The organism is Pseudomonas sp. Z1-29 (assembly GCF_051131995.1).
Lineage (GTDB): Bacteria > Pseudomonadota > Gammaproteobacteria > Pseudomonadales > Pseudomonadaceae > Aquipseudomonas.
In genome coordinates, this window is record NZ_CP071645.1 from 633,625 (window position 1) to 653,117 (window position 19,493).

Consider the following 19,493-nt stretch of genomic DNA (forward strand, 5'->3'; position numbering starts at 1 on the left):
GTAGAAGCGGTCGCCCGGAACCTGGAGTTCAGGCGATTCTGGCTTGCAGCTCGTCGCTTGTGGCTTGTGGCTGCGCTACTGTGATTTACGGACCCGCAGGTACCACTCGGAAAGCAGGCGTACCTGTTTGTCGGTGTAGCCACGTTCGACCATGCGTGTAACGAAGTCGTTGTGTTTTTGCTGGTCCTCCTTGCTGGCCTTGGCATTGAAGCTGATGACTGGCAGCAGGTCTTCGGTGTTGGAGAACATTTTTTTCTCGATAACCACCCGCAGCTTCTCGTAGCTGAGCCAGGTCGGGTTCTTGCCGTTGTTGTTGGCCCGGGCGCGCAGCACGAAGTTGACGATTTCGTTGCGGAAATCCTTCGGATTGCTGATGCCCGCCGGTTTTTCGATTTTTTCCAGTTCCTCGTTCAGTGCCACGCGATTGAGGATTTCGCCGGTTTCCGGGTCCCGGTATTCCTGGTCCTGGATCCAGAAATCTGCGTACAGCACATAACGATCGAAGATGTTCTGACCGTACTCGCTGTAGGACTCCAGATAGGCCGTCTGGATCTCCTTGCCGATGAACTCGATATAACGTGGAGCCAGGTATTCCTTGAGGAAGCGCAGGTACCGCTCACGGGTTTCAGCCTGGAACTGCTCCTGCTCGATCTGCTGTTCAAGTACATAAAGCAGATGGACTGGGTTGGCGGCAATTTCGTGAGGATCGAAGTTGAAGACCTTGGACAGGATTTTGAATGCGAAACGCGTGGAAAGACCATTCATGCCTTCGTCCACGCCCGCGTTGTCGCGGTATTCCTGGATCGACTTGGCCTTCGGATCGGTGTCCTTGAGGTTTTCACCGTCGTAGACGCGCATTTTCGAATAGATGTTGGAGTTTTCCGGCTCCTTGAGACGCGACAGCACGGTGAACTGGGCCAGCATCTTCAGCGTATCGGGGGCGCAATGGGCCTTGGACAGCGAACTGTTGAACAACAGCTTGTCGTAGATTTTTATCTCATCGGTCACCCGCAGGCAGTACGGCACCTTGACGATGTAGATCCGGTCGATGAAGGCTTCGTTGTTCTTGTTGTTGCGGAAGGTATGCCATTCCGACTCGTTGGAGTGGGCCAGCAGGATGCCGCTGAACGGGATCGCTCCCAGCCCTTCGGTACTGTTGTAGTTGCCTTCCTGGGTGGCAGTCAGGAGGGGGTGCAGCACCTTGATGGGCGCCTTGAACATCTCGACGAATTCCATCAGGCCCTGGTTGGCCCGGCACAGCGCGCCCGAATAGCTATAGGCGTCGGCGTCGTTCTGAGGGAATTCTTCCAGTTTGCGAATATCGACCTTACCCACCAGGGCAGAGATATCCTGGTTGTTTTCATCCCCGGGCTCGGTCTTGGCCACGGCGATCTGGTTAAGGATCGAGGGGTAGAGCTTGACCACCCGGAACTGGCTGATATCGCCGCCGAACTCGGCCAGGCGCTTGGTAGCCCATGGCGACATGATGGTATTGAGATAGCGCCGGGGAATGCCAAAGTCTTCCTCGAGAATCGCGCCGTCTTCGGTAGCGTTGAACAGCCCCAGTGGGGACTCGAACACCGGCGAACCCTTGATGGCATAGAAGGGCACTTTTTCGATCAGTTGCTTGAGCTTCTCGGCCAGGGACGATTTACCGCCACCGACGGGGCCGAGCAGATAGAGGATTTGTTTTTTCTCCTCCAGGCCTTGGGCGGCATGGCGGAAATAGGAAACGATCTGTTCGATGCATTCTTCCATCCCGTGGAAGTCCGCAAAGGCCGGATAGCGGCGAATCACCTTGTTGGAAAAGATTCGCGAGAGCCTCGAGTTGGTCGAGGTATCCAGCAGTTCCGGTTCTCCGATTGCCAGCAACAGACGCTCCGCGGCCGATGCGTAGGCACTGCGGTCCTGCTTGCAGAGTTCGAGGTATTCCTGCAGCGAGTACTCCTCCTGCCGCGTGGACTCGAAACGTTGCTGGAAGTGGCTAAAAATACTCATGACGTCACCTCGCTCGATACGTGGAGCCGGTGTCGGATCAATCAGTCGATGCTGGACAGCCGCTGGGAACCCAGTTGCCGTTTACCCCCCAGAATGCTTTCAAGAACGCTGGCTCCTGAAAGCTGACTCCCGATGACCCGCGCGCCGGTGTACCGGCTCTCCCCTGTTTTGGATGGCCTGAGGCTAAGGATAGTTCGGAATCCGAGAGGTAAAGGTGGAATACGTAATTAGTTATGGCAGACCGTTCGTCTGCCATCGCCCAAGCCCGCGGTTCTCGTGGGCTTGGCTGTCATAAAAAATTATTCGTGAGTGCCTTGCACTGTTTCGTCAGGATAAGTTGCGCGCCACAGCTCAAAACCGCCGTCCAGGCTGTAGACATCGCTGAAGCCCTGGCTGACCAGGTAACCCGCTGCGCTCTGGCTGGAGTTGCCGTGGTAGCAGACCACAACGGTAGGCGCATCGAGATCGGCGGCACGGATGAAGTCGGCGATGGAATGGTTGTCCAGGTGTTTGGATCCCGGAATATGGTTCATGGCGTAAGTCTGCGGGTCGCGCACATCGACGACGACAGCGCCCTGCTCACGCAGGGCCTGGGCTTGTTCGGGAGGGATGCGTTTGAATTCGGTCATACGGGACTCCTGTGGCCTTGAGAGCAATGCCGATCAAATGGCAGTGCCGGCCGGCAATGATGCGGTGGTCGGTTGGTGGGGTCTGGCATGCCCCTTCTCGTCGCAATCGCAGCGCAGCAACTCGCCGCTGTCGACATTCATCAGTGTCAGCGCGCTGCCCCAGACACAGCCCGTATCGAGGGCAAAGACCCCTGGCTCGTCGCTTTGGCCTTCAAGCGCGGCCCAATGGCCGAAGATGATCTTCAGGTTACGGGTCTTGCGCTCCTTGTGCTTGAACCAGGGCGCATAGCCGGGCGGAGCGGTTTCGATGCCTTCCTTGCCCTTGAGATCAAGCTTGCCATCACGGGTGCAGAAGCGCATCCGGGTGAAATAATTGGTAATGACCCTGAGGCGGGCGGCGCCGGTGAGGTCGTTGTCCCACTTCACCGGTTCGTTGCCGTACATGCCATCCAGGTAGGGGCCGAACAGGTTGTCATCGCGCAACGCCTGCTCCACTTCGCCTGCGCACTTGAGCGCCTTGCGCAAAGACCATTGGGGCGGAATGCCGGCATGGACCAGCGCCAGGTTGCGCGCCTCGTCGTAGTGCATGAGCTTCTGCTGGCGCAGCCATTCAAGCAGCTCGACGCAATCAGGCGCGTCGAGGATTTCCTTCAGGGTATCGGACTTCTTCAGGCGCTCGATGTTCTGCCAGGCCGCCAGCAGGTGCAGGTCATGGTTACCCAGCACGCAAACCAGCGAATCGCGGATGCCGTAGAGGAAGCGCAAGGTTTCAAGCGACTGCGGCCCCCGGTTGACCAGGTCGCCCACGAGCCACAGGGTGTCTTCACGTGGGTCGAAGGCGACCCGCTCCAGCAGGCACTTGAGCGGGTCTAGGCAGCCTTGCAGGTCGCCGACCGCGTACGTGGCCATCAGTGCAACGCTCCTGGCACCGCCAGGCGAAAGGGCTTGATGACCGCGTCGAAGCGTTTGCCGTCCTCGGCCAGCATCTGGTAGGTGCCCTGCATGGTGCCGACCTTGGTCGTCATCACGGTGCCGCTGCTGTAGCTGTGGCTTTGGCCTGCGTCGATCAACGGTTGCTGACCGACCACACCCTCGCCACGGACTTCTTCGACGTGCCCGTCGCCGTCGGTGATGATCCAGTGCCGTGACAGCAGTCGGGCTGGCAACGAGCCGTTGTTGCGCACAGTGATGGTGTAGGCAAAGGCGAAGCGGTTGTGCTCGGGTTGCGACTGTTCAGCGAGAAAGCGGGTGGCGACGCTGACGTCGACCTGATAACGGGGATCGGACATGCAAAAGGGCCTTGGAAGCGGGACGCGGGCGTAACTGAGGGAATCAGTCTAGGCCAAGTATCGGGTAGTAGACCAGACTGGCGTACTGCCCGATAGCGACCATTGAACGTCAGATGGCGTCGGTATCTGGCGCGACCTGTTCGCTGAGCTTGTCGGCCAGGCGGACGAAGGCTGCGAGGTCCAGTTGCTCCGGACGCAGGCTGCCATCGACGCCGGCGGCTTCGATTTCGGCACTGCTGAGCAACAGTTTCAGGGTGTTGCGCAGGGTTTTACGGCGCTGGTTGAACGCTTCGCGTACCAGACGCTCCAGCAGGCGATGGTCCTTGGCGGGATGCGGCAGGACCGCATGAGGCACAAGCCGGACGATGGCGGAGTCGACTTTCGGCGGCGGGTTGAACGCACCGGGGCCTACGTTGAACAGGTGATCAACCCGGCAATGATACTGGACCATGATCGACAAACGACCCCAGTCACCTCCGCCAGGCCCGGCGGCGAGACGCTCGACCACTTCTTTCTGCAGCATGAAGTGCATGTCGCGGATCAGGCCGGCATTGTTCAGCAGGTGAAAAATCAGCGGCGTCGAGATGTTGTACGGCAGGTTGCCCACGACTCGAAGGCTGCCCGGTGCGGCATTCAGGCTGTTGAAGTCGAATTTCAGCGCATCGCCCTGATGCAGGTTGAAATTGCTCTTGCCGGCGAACTGCTGGTTGAGAATCGGTACCAGGTCCTTGTCCAGCTCCACCACGTCCAGTTGCGCGCCGCTGCCAAGCAGCCCTTCGGTCAGTGCGCCCTGGCCCGGCCCGATCTCGAGCATACGGTCATCGGGCTTGGCATTGATGGAGCGCAGGATGCGGTCGATAACGCCGGCGTCATGCAGGAAGTTCTGGCCGAAGCGCTTGCGCGCGCGGTGTTGGTATTGCTCGGTCATAAATGGGTCTCGGCCATCTGGTAGGCGGTTTCCAGCGCGACTTGCAGGCTCCCGGTGTCGATCCTGCCGCTGCCGGCCAAATCCAGGGCGGTGCCGTGATCCACGGATGTGCGGATCATGGGCAGGCCCAGGGTCACGTTGACCGCCGCACCGAAACCTTTGTATTTCAGCACGGGCAGGCCCTGGTCGTGGTACATCGCCAGCACGGCATCGCAGTGCTCCAGATATTTGGGGGTAAACAGAGTGTCGGCAGGCAGCGGGCCACGCAGGTCCATGCCCTCGCTGCGCAAGCGCTCCAGTGTGGGTTCGATGATGTCGATTTCTTCATGGCCCAGATGCCCGCCTTCGCCGGCATGCGGATTCAGCCCACACACCAGGATGCGGGGCCGGGCGATGCCGAATTTTTCCTGGAGGTCGGCGTGCAATATCCGCGTAACGCGTTCGAGGCGTTCCGGGGTAATGGCGTCGGCGATGTCTCGCAGGGGCAGGTGAGTGGTGACCAGTGCCACGCGCAGGCCTCGAGTGGCGAGCATCATCACCACTTGCGGGGTATGGGTCAGGTCGGCCAGGAATTCGGTATGTCCGGAAAAATGAATGCCGGATTCATTGATCACACCCTTGTGTACCGGCGCCGTGATCATTCCGGCGAAAGCCCCATCCAGGCAGCCTTGGCCGGCGCGGGTCAGGGTCTGCAGCACGAATGCTGCGTTGGCCTTGTCCAGCTGGCCTGCTGTAACAGGTGCGCCCAGCGGCGTATCCCATACATACAGGCTACCGGCGGGAGCGGGGGCATCCGGCCAAGCGTCCGGCGTCACTGGCAACAGGTCGACGGCCACCCCCAACTGCGCGGCCCGCTCAAGGAGCAGGTCGCGGTTGGTGATGGCGATCAGAGGGTGTGGTTGGACTTGCGAGGCGAGCAGCAGGCACAGGTCGGGACCGATGCCGGCAGGCTCGCCGGGAGTCAGCGCGAAACGCTTGGGTTTCACTGCGCTGCCTGGTCTGCACCAGGGAGTTTGATCTCGACGTAGGCTTCGTCGCGAATCTGGCGCAGCCAGGTTTGCAGCTCTTCGTCGTACTTGCGGTTACGCAATACCGTCAGCGCCTGTTGTTCGCGCGCCTGGGTGGTGCTGTCGGTGGCGCGACGGCCAAGGACTTCCAGGACATGCCAGCCATAAGGGCTCTTGAACGGCTTCGACAGCTGGCCTTGTGGTGTTTCGGCCATGACCTGGCGGAACTCGGGAACCAGCGCGTTCGGGTCGACCCAGTTCAGGTCGCCGCCGTTCAGGGCCGAGCCCGGGTCTTCCGAGAAGCTCTTCGCCAGCTCGGCGAAGTCTTCGCCGGAGGTGATGCGTTCGTACAGTTTCTCGGCCAGACGCTTGGTCTCGGCTTCGCTGCGGATCTCGCTTGGCTTGATCAGGATATGACGAACATGTACTTCGTCACGCACCTGGGTACCGCCACCACGTTTTTCCAGCAGCTTCAGGATAATGAAGCCGCCAGGCGTGCGGGCTGGCTGGGTGATGTCGCCCACGGCCATGGTGCTCAGCTCGCGATCGAACGGAGGCGGCAGCTGGGCGGCCTTGCGCCAGCCCATGTCACCGCCTTCCAGAGCGTTTTCACTGGCCGAACGGGCTACCGCCATCTGGCTGAAGTCAGCGCCTTGCTTGAGCTGCTGGTAAATGTCCATTGCCTGGCGATAAGCGCTCTGGATCGCTTCCGAATTGGCGCTTTCCGGCGTAGGAATCAGGATGTTTGCCAGGTGCAGTTCTTCCGAAAGCTGCATCTTGCCCAAGTCGGAGGCGAGGAAGTTCTTCACTTCCTGCTCGGATACCTGGATGCGTTCGGCGACGCGGCGCTGACGCACACGGCTGATGACCATCTCGCGACGGATCTGGTCGCGGGCGTCGTCAAACGACAGGCCATCGCGCGCCAGGGCAGCGCGGAACTGGTCGACAGTCATGTTATTGCGCTGGGCAATGGTGCCGACGGCCTGGTTCAGTTCTTCATCGGTGATGCGGATGCCGGAACGCTCGCCAATCTGCAACTGCAGGTTCTCGACGATCAGGCGCTCCAGCACCTGCTGGTCCAGCACACCCGGTGGCGGCAAGCCACCGCCACGCTTGGCGATGGTTTGCTGAACTTCATGGACCCGCTGGTCCAGCTGGCTCTGCATGACCACGTCGTTGTCGACGATGGCCACGACCTTGTCGATGGACTGTACCGCGGCGTTCGCCGCGGTACCCAGGAACAGCGCGCCCAGCATCAGCGGGCGCAGACAATCAGAAAGCTTGGTCTTCACGTTCACGATAACCTTGAATGCCTTTGTCGAGGAAGCTCTCTACCTTGGCGCCGGTGAGGCCGCCGAGTCCCTTCAGAACAATTTGGAGGAAGACGCCGTGGTCGCCTTTTTCGTTTTCCGGGGCGGCTTGACTGAATTCTTCATAGTCGACCCAGTAACGGTTGATCAGGCGCAGTTTCCAGCAGCAGTTGTCGTATTCGAAACCACCGAAGGCTTCCAGGGTACGGTTGCGGTTGTAGTCATACTGCCAGCGGCTGATCACGTTCCACTGTGGCACGATCGGCCAGATGACCGAGAAGTCGTGCTGTTTGATCTTGTAGTAGTCCTTCACGTAGCCAGGTTGGCCCGGGGTACCGTAGTCGCCGCCGCCCACTTGCCAGCGACCGGTGGTTTCGTCGTAACGGACCAGGTCGTTGCGATAGCGATAACCGGCGTTGATGACCTTGTTCGGATTGTCTTCAGGCTGGTAGTGGAACATTGCACTGCCCGAACGCGGGCTGTGGCTGTCCGGGTCCCAGTTGTAGTCGGCGGTGGTGCGCCAGTCGCGGTTCCAGCGGTATTCGTATTCCAGCGCGTAAGGCGAAACGCTTGAATGGGCGTCTTCGCGAGTCCTGAAGTCAATACCCGGCAGTTGGACTTCGCGGTCCTTGAAGTAGAAGGCCTGGCCGACGCTGATGCGCTGACGTTCGAAGCCGTCTTCCTGGATCCAGCGGTTGGTCACGCCCAGCGACAGCTTGTTCTCGTCGCCGACACGGTCGGAACCGGTGAAGCGGTTGTCCCGGAACAACGAGGCGTAGTTGAAGGTGCTTTCGCTGGTGTCGAAGACTGGAATGTCACTCTGATCTTTCTCCGGTACGTAGAGATAGAACAGGCGCGGTTCCAGTGTCTGGCGATAATTCTTGCCGAACCACTGGGTATCACGATCGAAGTACAGGCCGCTGTCAATGCTGGCGATAGGGACGCCACGGTTCTGGCTGCTGCCGTAGGTGCCGTTCAGGCGATCACCTTCAGCACCTTGGTTGGCGATTTCTCGTTTACCTTGGCTATCCAGATCCAGGTCGTATTGGGTGTACTGGTACTTGAGCGACGGCTTGATGAAGCCGTAGCTTGCATTCATCGGCAGGCTAACGACGGGTGCCAGATTCATCCGATCGCCGGTCGCGCGGGCCAAGCCGAAGACTTTAGTATCTAGGAATGGAGTGCCGGCTATCCCTGTGATCGGGTCAATAGGACCGCCTGTTTCATTCTTATAATTACCGGTCCTCAGGTCCCTATCAAACCGCACGAACTCAGTGTTATAGGCGAAATCCAGACCATACGGATGCTGTGGCAGAAAACCGTTGAAGGTGATTTGCGGCAAGCGGTCATAAGGCGTGATGTTGGAAATCGTGGCCATCTGGAACGCCTGGACGTTCAGCCGAGCGGTGTAGGTATCGCCCCGGTAGCTGACCGCACCCTGCTGGTTCACGAAGTTCCTGGATTCCACGCCGATCTGATCGGTCTGCAGATCCTGGAAGTAATACGGATCGCTGATCTTGGTGTAGTCGACTTCTGTCAGTACACGTGAATCCAGCCCGCCCTTGTGCTGCCAGTTGTACATGTAGCGGGTCTTGCTGTAGTCGGTCTGCTTGGCGCGCTCGTCTTCTTCGTCGTTGAGGTACGCCGCGCCGAACTGGCCTTCGCTGGACTTGGTCAGGTAGCGGAATTCGCCTTCCATCAACAGGCCGCGCTTGCTCATGTAGCGTGGGTACAACGTGGCGTCGTAGTTAGGCGCCAGGTTGAAGTAGTACGGAGTGACCAGCAGGAAGCCAGTGTCGCTGCCGCTGCCGATGGTCGGCGGCAGGAAGCCGGACTGGCGACGGTCGTCGATCGGGAAGTAGATGTACGGCGTATACAGGACCGGAAAGTCCTTGACCCGCAGCGTCACGTTGGTAGCGGTGCCGAATCCGGTGGCCGGGTTCAGGGTGATGTTGTTGCCCTTGAGCGTCCAGGCGTTGCTGCCCGGCTCGCACGTGGTGTACGTACCGTCCTTGAGGCGGATGATCGCGTTCTCGGCGCGCTTGGCGTACAGCGCGTTACCGCGGATGCGCGATTTGTGCATCACGTATTCGGCGTTGTCGACCTTGGCTTCACCGGTGTCCAGCTGCACATCGGCGTGGTCGCCGACAATCAGCGCACCGTTGTCGCGAACTCGCACGTTGCCGCTCAGCTCGCCGCGGTTCTCGGCCTGGTACAGGCTGGCCTCGTCGGCCTCGACCTGCATGCTGCCCTGACGCATGACCACGTCACCGGCCAGGGTCGCCACTTGCTGTTCCTGCTCGTAGCGTGAAGCCTTGGCGCCGAGGAACGTCGGAGCGTCACTCTTGGCGGTCTTGTCGTTCATGCCTGGGCGAGACGGCTCGATGTACGCGCCCGCGCAGTACGGGCCGGTTTCAGCCAGTTGCGCAGGCGTGAGGTTCTCGCGCGGAACCCAGTCCAGGTGACTGTAGTCTGCACTGCGCGACTTCAGGCCGCGGCCCTTGGATTCGGTAACGAGCATCGGCTTATCGCCGGCTACCTCGCCCGAATCGCTGTCGGCCGGAGCGCTGCCGCTGTCGGCAACCGCACTGCCTTCATGCACCGGGCGCGGCGGCAATGCAGCGGCCGGCGCTTTGGGTGAACAGTCCCAGGCACCCGAAGCGGAGACGGAACAGTCATACTGCTGCGCCGCGACGACGAATGAAGAGGCCAGGGGTTGCAGAGCCAGCAGACTGCCGGTGACCAGCAACGGAAATTTTTTACGAAACGCGGGGGATTTCAATGCCATCTTATTAGTCCGGGCTTCCTGCGTGCCATCTGCCCGCGGTGTGGGCCGCACGCCTCTCGATGGTCTGAAAAAGATGCTGGATAATAAAGCATGACCCGCTTGACGGCTAGCGCCGTCGGAGACCCTTGCAATGCCTGACCAAGATGTACGCTTGCAACACCTGAAAGTTTGGCTCGATGAGCAGCTACCAATCCTCTTCACCCAACAAGGCTGGGGCGCCGTACCCCCGGCCACGTTGACTGCGGCCAGCAGTGACGCGAGTTTCCGGCGGTACTTCCGCTGGCAGGGTGAGGGCCGCAGCCTGATCGTGATGGACGCGCCACCGCCCCAGGAAAACTGCAAACCGTTCGTGGATATTGCTTTTTTGCTGGCGAAATCCGGGATCAACGTGCCGAAAATTTATGCCGAAGACCTCGAACGCGGGTTTCTTTTGCTCAATGACCTGGGCAACCAGACCTATCTGGACGTGATCAACGGCGAAAATGCCGACGATCTGTTCGGCGATGCCCTGCAAGCCTTGTTGGCTTTTCAGCAACTGCCGATGGTCGCGCCGCTGCCCAGCTACGACGTCGCGTTATTGCGTCGCGAGTTGGAGTTGTTCCCCGAGTGGTACGTCAAGCGTGAGCTGGGAATCGAGTTCGACACGGCCCAGCAGCAACTGTGGCAGCAGGCATCCGACCTGCTGATCAACAGTGCCCTGGCCCAGCCGAAAGTACTGGTGCACCGCGACTACATGCCGCGCAACCTGATGCTCAGCGAACCCAACCCAGGCGTACTGGATTTCCAGGACGCGGTCTATGGCCCGGTGACCTACGATGTGACGTGCCTGTTCAAGGACGCCTTCCTCAGTTGGCCGGAAGAACGCGTGCGCGGCTGGCTGGAAGATTATTGGCGGCAGGCCGGCACGCTCGGCATTCCGGTCCAGCCGGATTTCGAGGATTTCCTGCGTGCCAGCGACCTGATGGGCGTGCAACGCCATCTCAAGGTGATCGGCATCTTCGCGCGCATTTGCCACCGCGATGGCAAGCCGCGTTACCTGGCTGACGTGCCGCGTTTCTTCGCCTATATAGAAGCGGTCATTGCCCGTCGTCCGGAACTGGCACCGTTGGACGAGTTGCTCCGCAGCCTGCGCCAAGCGGATGGAGCGAGCGCATGAAGGCGATGATCCTGGCGGCGGGCAAAGGCGAGCGCATGCGGCCCCTGACCCTCACTACCCCCAAGCCGTTGATTCGCGTCGGCGGCATCCCGTTGATCGAGTACCACCTGCGGGCATTGGCCACGGCCGGGTTCACCGAAATCGTGATCAACCATGCCTGGCTCGGCCAGCAGATCGAAGATCACCTAGGCGACGGTTCGCGGTTTGGCGTGCAGATCCGCTATTCGCCGGAGGGTGAGCCGCTGGAAACCGGCGGCGGAATTTTCCGCGCGCTGCCGCTGCTGGGTAACGATGCGTTTCTGGTGGTCAACGGCGATATCTGGACCGATTACGATTTCAGCGCCCTGCGCCAGCCGATCCAGGGGTTGGCGCACCTGGTGCTGGTGGACAATCCGGAGCATCACCCCGAGGGTGATTTCATGCTGGCTGGCGGCCAGGTTAATGACGGCGGGCCTGGTGCCGATAAGCTGACATACAGCGGCATCGCCGTGCTGGATCCACAGCTGTTTGCCGGCTGCGCCGATGGCGCATTCAAGCTGGCCCCGCTGTTTCGCCGCGCCATGGCCGCAGGGCAGGTCAGCGGTTCGCGCCTGGAAGGACGCTGGGTCGATGTGGGTACTCACGAACGTTTGTCGCAAGTCGAAAAACTGATAGAAGCGAGCTGTTGATATGTGGTGGCCAGGGACTCTGATTGGAGCGGGGGCGGGCTTTGCCATTGCCAGCATCCCGGGGGCCATGCTCGGCGCATTGTTGGGGCAGGCGCTGGACCGGCGTCTGAATCTGCACGACTGGGCCCAGGTGCGCGAGCGCCTGGGCGGGCGTCCGGCGTTGCGCAACGATGAACTGTTGTTCGTGTTGCTCGGTCGCCTGGCGAAGATCGACGGGCGCGTGGTCGATGGTCACATCCAGCAGGCGCGTCTGGAAATGCGCGCGCTGGACCTGAGCGAGCCGGCGCAACGTCGGGCTATCGCGGCCTTTAATCGGGGCAAATCGGGAAACGATCGGCTGCGTGGTTATCTGCGTCGCCTGAGCGCCCAGCCGCATGCGGCTGAAGGCGTGCTTCGGGCCTGCTGGCGGATGGTCTGGGCCGACGGCCGTGCCGGAGTAGCCGAACGTGAGTTGCTCGCCCAGTGGGGTAAGTGGCTGGGTTGGACGCCGCAGCAGGTCCAGGCCTTGGCGATGGACTACGAGCCGCAGAAACCGGGGCTGCCTAGCAGTGGCTTGACGTATCAGGAGGCGTTGCGGCTCTTGGGGGTTTCGGCCAACAGCGAACCGTCGCAAATCAAGCGGGCTTATCGCCGCCTGATCAGTCGTCATCACCCGGACAAGATCGCCGGCAGCGGAGCGACAGCCTTGCAGGTACGCGAAGCGACCGACAAGACCCGCGAGCTGCACAACGCCTATCGCTTGATTCGCGAGCGCAGGGATTTTCGCTAGTACACTTGATGGCAGCTGCCGTGGCGAGGGGATTTATCCCCGCTGGAGTGCGAAGCGCTCCCAAAAACAATCTCGGGGCATGGCTGGCCCTGGCGTCGACAAGTTGTGGGGCTGCTGCGCAGCCCAGCGGGGATAAATCCCCTCGCCACAGTACTGGTTCACTTGAGGTATCAGTCTGTCTGCGGACTCAACCACCCCCGAACCCGTCGAAACAGCTGTTCCTGCTGCGCCGTTGCGTTGGGCAGTGCCTTGAGGGAAACCTGGCTGAAGCTCGACCCTTTCAGTCGTTTGCTGGCTTGCAGGCGCTCCAGGGCCGCGTTGCGGTCCGTCGGTTTGTCCATATAAAAGATGTCTGCCGTTGCCAGCTTCAGGTTCGGTGTCAGCTCGGCGAGGCCGGGCTTGGCGGTGACGGGTGTCTGGGCCGCGACCATCACGAAGCGCTGGATTTGCGTGGGTTGTCTTTCGCCAAGATAGCGCGCCGCCCAATAGGCGCCGGTGCCGTGGCCCAGCAAGACGATACTGCGGGCGCTCTGTTGCTCGGCGTAGGCCAATGCCGCGTCGATACGGGCGAAAATCCGTTCGGCGTCGGCCTTGTCGGATTCTTCGCCGGTTTCGGCGGAGGCCGGCTCAGCCGCGTCGGCCTCGCCGCCGGCGACCTGCTCGATCGGCGCCGCGGTGGTTGAATCGGGGGCCGCAGCAGCGATGTCGGCCGGCTTGGTCTCCGGCGGTGTTTCCGCCGCGCGGGGTGCGATAACGTCGCTCTGCATGTCCGGCAGCGTAATACTCAGACTGCTCCATTCGGCATCCGGCAGTTTTTTGCGCAGCGGGCTGATGACCTGCGGCCAGTCAGCCGTTTCGCCGGCGCCAGGGATGATGATGACCACGCCCTTGGGCTCGCTGGTGTTGGCCGGCTTCCAGAGGGCAAGGAAAGCATCGCTGCCGGTTTGCAGCTGTTGCTGTTCCTGGGCTGGGACTTTTCGCGCGAGCGCCGCCGCTTCTTCCTGGCTACGCTCGAGCAAAGGCTGGCGCTCGGCCGGTTTCGCCTCGGCGGGTTGATCGCCCGCGGCGGGCGTCGTTTCACCGGCCTGTACAGAAAATGCACTCGGCAGGATCAGCGACAGGCACAATGCAGGCAGTGTCAGGCGGTTAACAAAGGACATCGGATATTCCATGACCAGAAGTATTTCCGGCAGCCTAATGGGTTGGTCAGTATTTGTCAGTGCGTGAGATTTCGATGATGCGTGTTTGCCTGTGGGTTATCGGCTGTCTATGGCTTCCCTTGATGGCGTGGGCTGCACCCGCGCCACAGGCGCAGGCGGTGCAGTTGAGCGCGGGCCAGCGCCAATGGTTGGCGGAGCATCCGCAGTTGCGCGTCGGCCTGGTGTTGCAGGCGCCCTACGCACAATACGACCGGCGCTTGCAGCGTCTGTCCGGCACCCACGTCGAACTGATGCAATGGCTGGGCAAGGCATTGAACGTCGAGCTGACCTGGCGCAACTTCCAGGATGTGGCGCAACTGGAAGCCGCGGTGCGCAACGGCGAAGTGGATGTCGCGCCGGGCTTGACCCAGACCCCGGCCGGCCTGCGGCTCTGGCAGTTTTCCGACCCTTACATGCGTGTGCCGCAGTTGATCGTGGGCGAGCAGAAGGGCGCCGAAGGCGTGGAGTTGGAGAAGCTCGACCCCCAGGCCCGGGTCGTCGTGCGCATGCCCAGCGCCACGGCCGATTACTTGCGCAGCAACTACCCCATGCTGAACCTGCAAGGCGTGCCGATGGAACGCCAGGCCCTGCAACTGCTTTTGAGCCAACAGGCACGCTACGCCGTGATCGACGAGGCACAGTTGGGTCGCCTGATGGTCGAGCCGGAATTTTCCGGATTGGTGGTGGTGGGTGATATCGGCCTGCCGCAACTGCTCAGGGTCGCCACGCGCCGGGACTGGCCGCAGTTGGCCGAAATCGTCGACAAGGGCTTGCAGGCGATTCCCGCCAAGGAGCTGGAGCAACTGCACAACCGCTGGATCAAGCCCAAATACCCACGCCTGACCGAGACACCTGGCTTCTGGCAGAACCTGACCCTGCTGATGCTCGCCTTGTTGCTGTGCAGTGTCTCCATCGTGTTCTGGCAGCGCCGCCAGCAACGCGGGCTGGAACGTCGCCTGCGCTCGGCGCGCGAGGACATCGCCCAGCGCGCCGCCAGTGAAGAAGCCTTGCGCCTGACGCAATTTTCCATCGATCAAAGCACGGTCGGGATCCTCTGGGTGAATTGGGACAGCCATGTGCGCTACGCCAACCGCGCCGCCGAAACCATGCTGGGTTATGCGCCAGGCGCGATCATCGATCGGCCGCTGATCGACTTCGAACCGGGCCTGCACATGGACCGTTGGCTCAACCTGTGGAAGCGCGCCCGTGCCAGCGAAGATGGGCCGCAGAGTTTCGAAACCGAATGCGTGCGGGCCGATGGCAGTATCCTGCCGGCGGACGTTTCCCTGAGTTTCCTGCGCTTTCGTGACGCGGAATACCTGGTGGTCTACCTCAATGATGTGACCGAGCGTCGCCGCGCGCTGGCAGCCCTGCGTGAAAGCGAAGCGCGGCTGCAGGGCATCGCCGCCAATGTGCCGGGCCTGGTCTTTCGCCTGGAGCGGGCACCGGTGACCGGCCAGATCGACTTTGCCTATATCAGCGAAGGCAGCGAAAGCCTGGTGGGCTACGCCCCGGCGGTACTGGCCCGCAGTGATACCGGGCTGCGCAGCCTGGTGCACCCGCAGGACAAGGCCGATTACCACCGCACCCAGGACCAGGCGCTGGACAGTGACAGCGATTGGTCCTGGCAAGGCCGCATCCTGACTCGCGAAGGCCAGGAGCGCTGGGCCGAGATCAAGGCGATCACGCGTCGGCTCGAAGATGGCGCCTATGTCTGGGACGGCATTGTCTGGGATATCACCGAAAGCAAACGTGTCGAGCTGGAATTGGCCAGTTCCCGGGAGCAGTTGCGTGAGCTGTCGGCGCACCTGGAAAGCGTACGGGAAGAAGAGAAGGCGCGCATTGCCCGGGAAGTCCACGATGAGCTGGGTCAGATGCTGACGGTGCTGAAGCTGGAGACGTCCATGTGCGAACTGGCCTACGCGCAACTTGACCCGGGCCTGCAAGAACGGCTCAACAGCATGAAGCGCCTGATTGCCCAGTTGTTCCAATTGGTGCGGGACGTGGCGACGGCGTTGCGCCCGCCAATCCTCGATGCCGGTATTGCCTCGGCCATCGAATGGCAGGCCCGCCGTTTCGAGGCGCGCACACAGATTCCGTGCCTGGTGCAGGTGCCGGACAACCTGCCGGCGTTGAGCGACGCCAAGGCCATCGGCCTGTTCCGGATTCTCCAGGAAGCACTGACCAATGTGATGCGCCATGCCCAGGCGCATACTGTGGAGTTGACGTTGGCTCAACAAGGCGCTGATTTATGTCTGACGGTCAGCGACGACGGTGTAGGATTTATTGCCGATACGGGCCGGCCAACGTCCTTTGGCCTGGTCGGCATGCGTGAGCGCGTGTTGATCATGGGCGGGCAATTGACCCTGGACAGTGAGCCGGGGGAGGGGACAACCTTGTCGGTGCGGGTGCCTTTGGGTGAGGCCTGATGGTTTTCTGTTGCCTGGGCTGACGCCATCGCGAGCAGGCTCGCTCCCACAAGGTTTGTGTACGCCTCAATCAATGTGGGAGCGAGCCTGCTCGCGATGAGATTCTGAATCTGGAGAAGAGCCGTGATCCGTGTACTGGTAGCTGAAGACCACACCATCGTGCGCGAAGGGATCAAGCAATTGATCGGCCTGGCCAAGGATCTGGTGGTGGCAGGGGAGGCGAGCAATGGCGAACAGCTGCTCGAGACCCTGCGACACGTGCCTTGCGAAGTGGTGCTGCTGGATATTTCCATGCCGGGTGTCAACGGCCTTGAGGCAATCCCACGGATCCGTGCGCTGAACAACCCGCCGGCCATCCTGGTGTTGTCGATGCATGACGAGGCGCAAATGGCCGCCCGGGCCTTGAAAGTCGGCGCCGCTGGCTACGCCACCAAAGACAGCGATCCCGCTTTGCTGCTCATGGCGATCCGCAAGGTCGCGGCGGGTGGACGCTACATTGACCCGGACCTTGCCGACCGCATGGTCTTCGAAGTGGGCCTGACCGACACACGGCCGCTGCACTCCTTGCTGTCGGAGCGTGAATTCTCGGTTTTCGAACGCCTGGCCCAAGGTGCCAACGTCAACGACATCGCCCAGCAACTCGCCCTGAGCAGCAAGACCATCAGCACCCACAAGGCGCGGCTGATGCAGAAGCTCAACATCACCTCGTTGGCCGAGCTGGTGAAATACGCGATGGAGCACAAGTTGCTCTAAGCCTCCCGCCATTCCCCGGTGGGAGCGAGCCTGCTCGCGAAAGCGTCGGACCATTCAGCATGGATATTGGCTGACGCACCGTATTCGCGAGCAGGCTCGCTCCCACAGGTTCTGGTGTCGGCATATCCATTTGCGACACACCCCAACAGCGCTTTTGCCCCTGCTTGCAGCTTGCCGCTTGAAACTCGCCGCCGCACTTGTCCAATCCCGCCATCCTTGTAGGGCGATCCCTACCCCGACCCTTCCATCCGGCTGAGGTGATTCTCTCCTGCGGCCCGATTTGCGTGGGTGTCGGGCTCCACTAGGCTTGACTCACAAGCAGTCATCAATACAAAAGGTGCGGGTATGAGCCAGGTGGATTCAAGCGCGGGGGCCAGTGATGTGCTGGTCAGCTTTCGTGGTGTGCAAAAGAGCTACGACGGCGAGAACCTGATCGTCAAGGACCTCAACCTGGACATTCGCAAAGGCGAATTCCTGACCCTGCTCGGGCCTTCCGGCTCCGGCAAGACCACCAGCCTGATGATGCTCGCAGGCTTCGAGACCCCGACCGCCGGCGAGATCCAGCTGGCCGGGCGCTCCATCAACAACGTGCCGCCGCACAAGCGCGATATCGGCATGGTGTTCCAGAACTACGCCTTGTTCCCGCACATGACCGTCGCCGAAAACCTGGCATTCCCGCTGACCGTCCGCGGCCTGAACAAAAGCGACGTCGGCGATCGGGTCAAGCGTGTCTTGAGCATGGTCCAACTGGACACCTTCGCCCAACGTTATCCGGCGCAGTTGTCCGGCGGCCAGCAACAACGTGTGGCCCTGGCCCGGGCGCTGGTATTCGAGCCGCAACTGGTGCTGATGGACGAACCTCTCGGCGCACTGGACAAGCAATTGCGCGAACACATGCAGATGGAAATCAAACACCTGCACCAGCGCCTGGGCGTGACCGTGGTCTACGTGACGCACGACCAGGGCGAAGCCCTGACCATGTCCGACCGCGTGGCGGTGTTCCACCAGGGCGAGATCCAGCAGATCGCCCCGCCGCGCACGCTCTATGAGGAGCCGAAGAACACCTTCGTCGCCAACTTCATCGGCGAGAACAACCGCCTCAACGGCCGCCTGCACAGTCACACCGGTGACCGTTGCGTGGTGGAGCTGGGGCGTGGCGAAAAGGTCGAGGCCCTGGCGGTCAATGTCGGCAAGCCCGGCGAACCCGTCACCTTGTCGATCCGCCCGGAGCGGGTGAGCCTCAACGGCGCCAGCGAACAATGTATCAACCGCTTCTCAGGGAGGGTGGCGGAATTCATCTATCTGGGCGACCACGTCCGGGTTCGCCTCGAAGTCTGCGGCAAGAACGACTTCTTCGTGAAACAACCGATTGCCGAGCTCGACCCCGGGCTTGCTGTCGGGGACGTGGTTCCGCTTGGCTGGCAGGTCGAGCACGTACGCGCGCTCGATCCGCTTCTAGAGGCGAATTGATCGCCCCCCTGCTGTACCAACACCAACCCTGCACGTGGAGAGAACAATAAATGTTGAGATCCCTGAAGTTCACAGCCCTGACATTGGGCATGATGGGTGCGGCAAGCGCGATGGCGGCGGGCCCGGACCTGACCGTCGTCTCTTTCGGCGGGGCGAACAAGGCGGCTCAGGTCAAAGCCTTCTACGCACCGTGGGAAGCGGCTGGCAACGGCAAGATCGTGGCTGGCGAGTACAACGGCGAAATGGCCAAGGTCAAGGCCATGGTCGACACCAAGAGCGTCTCGTGGGACCTGGTGGAAGTCGAGTCGCCGGAATTGTCCCGTGGCTGCGACGAAGACATGTTCGAGCAACTCGATCCGGCCCTGTTCGGCAAGGCCGAAGACTACGTCAAGGGCGCCATTCAGCCTTGCGGCGTGGGCTTCTTCGTGTGGTCGACCGTGCTGGCCTACAACGCCGACAAACTGAAGACCGCGCCGACCAGTTGGGCGGACTTCTGGGACACCAAGCAATTCCCGGGCAAACGCGGCCTGCGCAAAGGCGCCAAGTACACCCTGGAATTCGCCTTGATGGCCGACGGCGTAGCGCCGAAGGACGTCTACAAGGTGCTGGCCGGCAAAGACGGCCAGGACCGTGCGTTCAAGAAGCTCGATGAGCTCAAGCCGAACATCCAGTGGTGGGAAGCCGGTGCCCAGCCACCGCAATACCTTGCTTCCGGTGACGTGGTCATGAGCTCTGCGTACAACGGCCGGATCGCCGCGGTACAGAAAGAGAGCAACCTGAAAGTGGTGTGGAACGGCGGCATCTACGACTTCGACGCCTGGGCCATCCCGCGTGGGCTGGACAAGACTCGCGCCGAAGCTGCGAAAAAATTCATCGCCTTCTCGGTGGCGCCGCAGCAGCAGAAGACCTACTCGGAAAACATCGCCTACGGCCCGGCGAATACCCAGGCCGTGCCGTTGCTGGCCAAGGATGTGCTGAAAGACATGCCGACCACCCCGGAAAACATCGCCAACCAGGTGCAGATCGACGTCAGCTTCTGGGCTGACAACGGCGAGCAACTGGAGCAGCGCTTCAACTCCTGGGCGGCGAAGTAACCCACG

Annotated in this window: 16 protein-coding genes; 7 read left to right on the plus strand and 9 right to left on the minus strand. The window is 61.3% G+C overall.

Annotated elements, in window-relative coordinates; all coding sequences use genetic code 11:
- Positions 1 to 75 precede the first annotated feature (75 nt).
- The 8 genes from J3P84_RS02965 to J3P84_RS03000 form a co-directional block, all read right to left on the minus strand.
- Positions 76 to 1,998: a PrkA family serine protein kinase gene (locus tag J3P84_RS02965; protein WP_305498395.1), complete on the minus strand. Its 1,923-nt coding sequence runs from the start codon at positions 1,996 to 1,998 to the stop codon at positions 76 to 78.
- Positions 1,999 to 2,297: 299 nt separating this feature from the next.
- On the minus strand, positions 2,298 to 2,627 hold the full coding sequence (gene glpE / locus J3P84_RS02970; RefSeq protein ID WP_434627694.1) for a thiosulfate sulfurtransferase GlpE: 330 nt from the start codon (positions 2,625 to 2,627) through the stop codon (positions 2,298 to 2,300).
- Between the two features lie 33 nt (positions 2,628 to 2,660).
- A complete protein-coding gene (locus tag J3P84_RS02975; protein WP_434627696.1) occupies positions 2,661 to 3,536 on the minus strand; it encodes a symmetrical bis(5'-nucleosyl)-tetraphosphatase in 876 nt (291 codons plus the stop codon).
- Positions 3,536 to 3,916 carry a Co2+/Mg2+ efflux protein ApaG gene (apaG, locus tag J3P84_RS02980; protein WP_305498400.1) on the minus strand — a complete coding sequence of 127 codons (381 nt, stop codon included), beginning with the start codon at positions 3,914 to 3,916 and terminating at the stop codon, positions 3,536 to 3,538. Before apaG ends, J3P84_RS02975 begins: the two co-directional genes overlap by 1 nt.
- Before the next feature lie 109 nt (positions 3,917 to 4,025).
- Positions 4,026 to 4,844 carry a 16S rRNA (adenine(1518)-N(6)/adenine(1519)-N(6))-dimethyltransferase RsmA gene (gene rsmA / locus J3P84_RS02985; RefSeq protein WP_434627699.1) on the minus strand — a complete coding sequence of 273 codons (819 nt, stop codon included), beginning with the start codon at positions 4,842 to 4,844 and terminating at the stop codon, positions 4,026 to 4,028.
- Positions 4,841 to 5,830, minus strand: a complete 990-nt coding sequence (gene pdxA, locus J3P84_RS02990) for a 4-hydroxythreonine-4-phosphate dehydrogenase PdxA (protein ID WP_434627702.1) — start codon at positions 5,828 to 5,830, stop codon at positions 4,841 to 4,843. Before pdxA ends, rsmA begins: the two co-directional genes overlap by 4 nt.
- The gene (surA, locus tag J3P84_RS02995; RefSeq protein ID WP_305498405.1) at positions 5,827 to 7,143 is read right to left on the minus strand and encodes a peptidylprolyl isomerase SurA; all 1,317 of its coding nucleotides are present in this window, start codon (positions 7,141 to 7,143) and stop codon (positions 5,827 to 5,829) included. The genes pdxA and surA overlap by 4 nt, the downstream gene beginning before the upstream one ends.
- A complete protein-coding gene (locus tag J3P84_RS03000) occupies positions 7,124 to 9,949 on the minus strand; it encodes an LPS-assembly protein LptD (RefSeq protein WP_434627706.1) in 2,826 nt (941 codons plus the stop codon). The genes surA and J3P84_RS03000 overlap by 20 nt, the downstream gene beginning before the upstream one ends.
- A gap of 130 nt (positions 9,950 to 10,079) precedes the next feature.
- Between J3P84_RS03000 and J3P84_RS03005 the strand changes: the two genes are divergently transcribed.
- The 3 genes from J3P84_RS03005 to J3P84_RS03015 are packed head-to-tail and all read left to right on the plus strand — an operon-like array spanning position 10,080 to position 12,542.
- On the plus strand, positions 10,080 to 11,105 hold the full coding sequence (locus tag J3P84_RS03005) for an aminoglycoside phosphotransferase family protein (RefSeq protein WP_434627709.1): 1,026 nt from the start codon (positions 10,080 to 10,082) through the stop codon (positions 11,103 to 11,105).
- On the plus strand, positions 11,102 to 11,773 hold the full coding sequence (gene murU, locus J3P84_RS03010) for an N-acetylmuramate alpha-1-phosphate uridylyltransferase MurU (protein WP_434627712.1): 672 nt from the start codon (positions 11,102 to 11,104) through the stop codon (positions 11,771 to 11,773). Before J3P84_RS03005 ends, murU begins: the two co-directional genes overlap by 4 nt.
- Before the next feature lies 1 nt (position 11,774).
- Complete coding sequence (locus J3P84_RS03015; RefSeq protein WP_434627715.1) at positions 11,775 to 12,542, plus strand: TerB family tellurite resistance protein; 768 nt, start codon at positions 11,775 to 11,777, stop codon at positions 12,540 to 12,542.
- A gap of 170 nt (positions 12,543 to 12,712) precedes the next feature.
- Here the strand turns inward: J3P84_RS03015 and J3P84_RS03020 are convergent, their stop codons facing one another.
- A complete protein-coding gene (locus J3P84_RS03020) occupies positions 12,713 to 13,702 on the minus strand; it encodes an alpha/beta hydrolase family protein (protein WP_434627718.1) in 990 nt (329 codons plus the stop codon).
- A gap of 74 nt (positions 13,703 to 13,776) precedes the next feature.
- On the opposite strand from J3P84_RS03020, the gene J3P84_RS03025 reads away from it, so the two are divergent.
- From J3P84_RS03025 to J3P84_RS03040, 4 genes are all read left to right on the plus strand, one after another.
- Complete coding sequence (locus J3P84_RS03025) at positions 13,777 to 16,170, plus strand: PAS domain-containing sensor histidine kinase (protein ID WP_434627720.1); 2,394 nt, start codon at positions 13,777 to 13,779, stop codon at positions 16,168 to 16,170.
- A gap of 123 nt (positions 16,171 to 16,293) precedes the next feature.
- On the plus strand, positions 16,294 to 16,923 hold the full coding sequence (locus J3P84_RS03030; protein WP_047702279.1) for a response regulator: 630 nt from the start codon (positions 16,294 to 16,296) through the stop codon (positions 16,921 to 16,923).
- Between the two features lie 345 nt (positions 16,924 to 17,268).
- Positions 17,269 to 18,393, plus strand: coding sequence for an ABC transporter ATP-binding protein (locus J3P84_RS03035; protein WP_305498413.1), 1,125 nt, complete (start codon positions 17,269 to 17,271; stop codon positions 18,391 to 18,393).
- A gap of 50 nt (positions 18,394 to 18,443) precedes the next feature.
- Complete coding sequence (locus J3P84_RS03040) at positions 18,444 to 19,487, plus strand: ABC transporter substrate-binding protein (RefSeq protein WP_003206153.1); 1,044 nt, start codon at positions 18,444 to 18,446, stop codon at positions 19,485 to 19,487.
- The last annotated feature ends 6 nt before the right edge of the window (positions 19,488 to 19,493 follow it).

Coding starts and splice junctions, on each gene's coding strand:
- J3P84_RS02965 (WP_305498395.1), bottom strand. CDS start 1,998: ATGAGTATTTTTAGCCACTTCCAGCAACGTTTCGAGTCCACGCGGCAG.
- glpE (WP_434627694.1), bottom strand. CDS start 2,627: ATGACCGAATTCAAACGCATCCCTCCCGAACAAGCCCAGGCCCTGCGT.
- J3P84_RS02975 (WP_434627696.1), bottom strand. CDS start 3,536: ATGGCCACGTACGCGGTCGGCGACCTGCAAGGCTGCCTAGACCCGCTC.
- apaG (WP_305498400.1), bottom strand. CDS start 3,916: ATGTCCGATCCCCGTTATCAGGTCGACGTCAGCGTCGCCACCCGCTTT.
- rsmA (WP_434627699.1), bottom strand. CDS start 4,844: ATGACCGAGCAATACCAACACCGCGCGCGCAAGCGCTTCGGCCAGAAC.
- J3P84_RS03000 (WP_434627706.1), bottom strand. CDS start 9,949: ATGGCATTGAAATCCCCCGCGTTTCGTAAAAAATTTCCGTTGCTGGTC.
- J3P84_RS03005 (WP_434627709.1), top strand. CDS start 10,080: ATGCCTGACCAAGATGTACGCTTGCAACACCTGAAAGTTTGGCTCGAT.
- murU (WP_434627712.1), top strand. CDS start 11,102: ATGAAGGCGATGATCCTGGCGGCGGGCAAAGGCGAGCGCATGCGGCCC.
- J3P84_RS03015 (WP_434627715.1), top strand. CDS start 11,775: ATGTGGTGGCCAGGGACTCTGATTGGAGCGGGGGCGGGCTTTGCCATT.
- J3P84_RS03020 (WP_434627718.1), bottom strand. CDS start 13,702: ATGTCCTTTGTTAACCGCCTGACACTGCCTGCATTGTGCCTGTCGCTG.
- J3P84_RS03025 (WP_434627720.1), top strand. CDS start 13,777: ATGATGCGTGTTTGCCTGTGGGTTATCGGCTGTCTATGGCTTCCCTTG.
- J3P84_RS03035 (WP_305498413.1), top strand. CDS start 17,269: ATGAGCCAGGTGGATTCAAGCGCGGGGGCCAGTGATGTGCTGGTCAGC.
- J3P84_RS03040 (WP_003206153.1), top strand. CDS start 18,444: ATGTTGAGATCCCTGAAGTTCACAGCCCTGACATTGGGCATGATGGGT.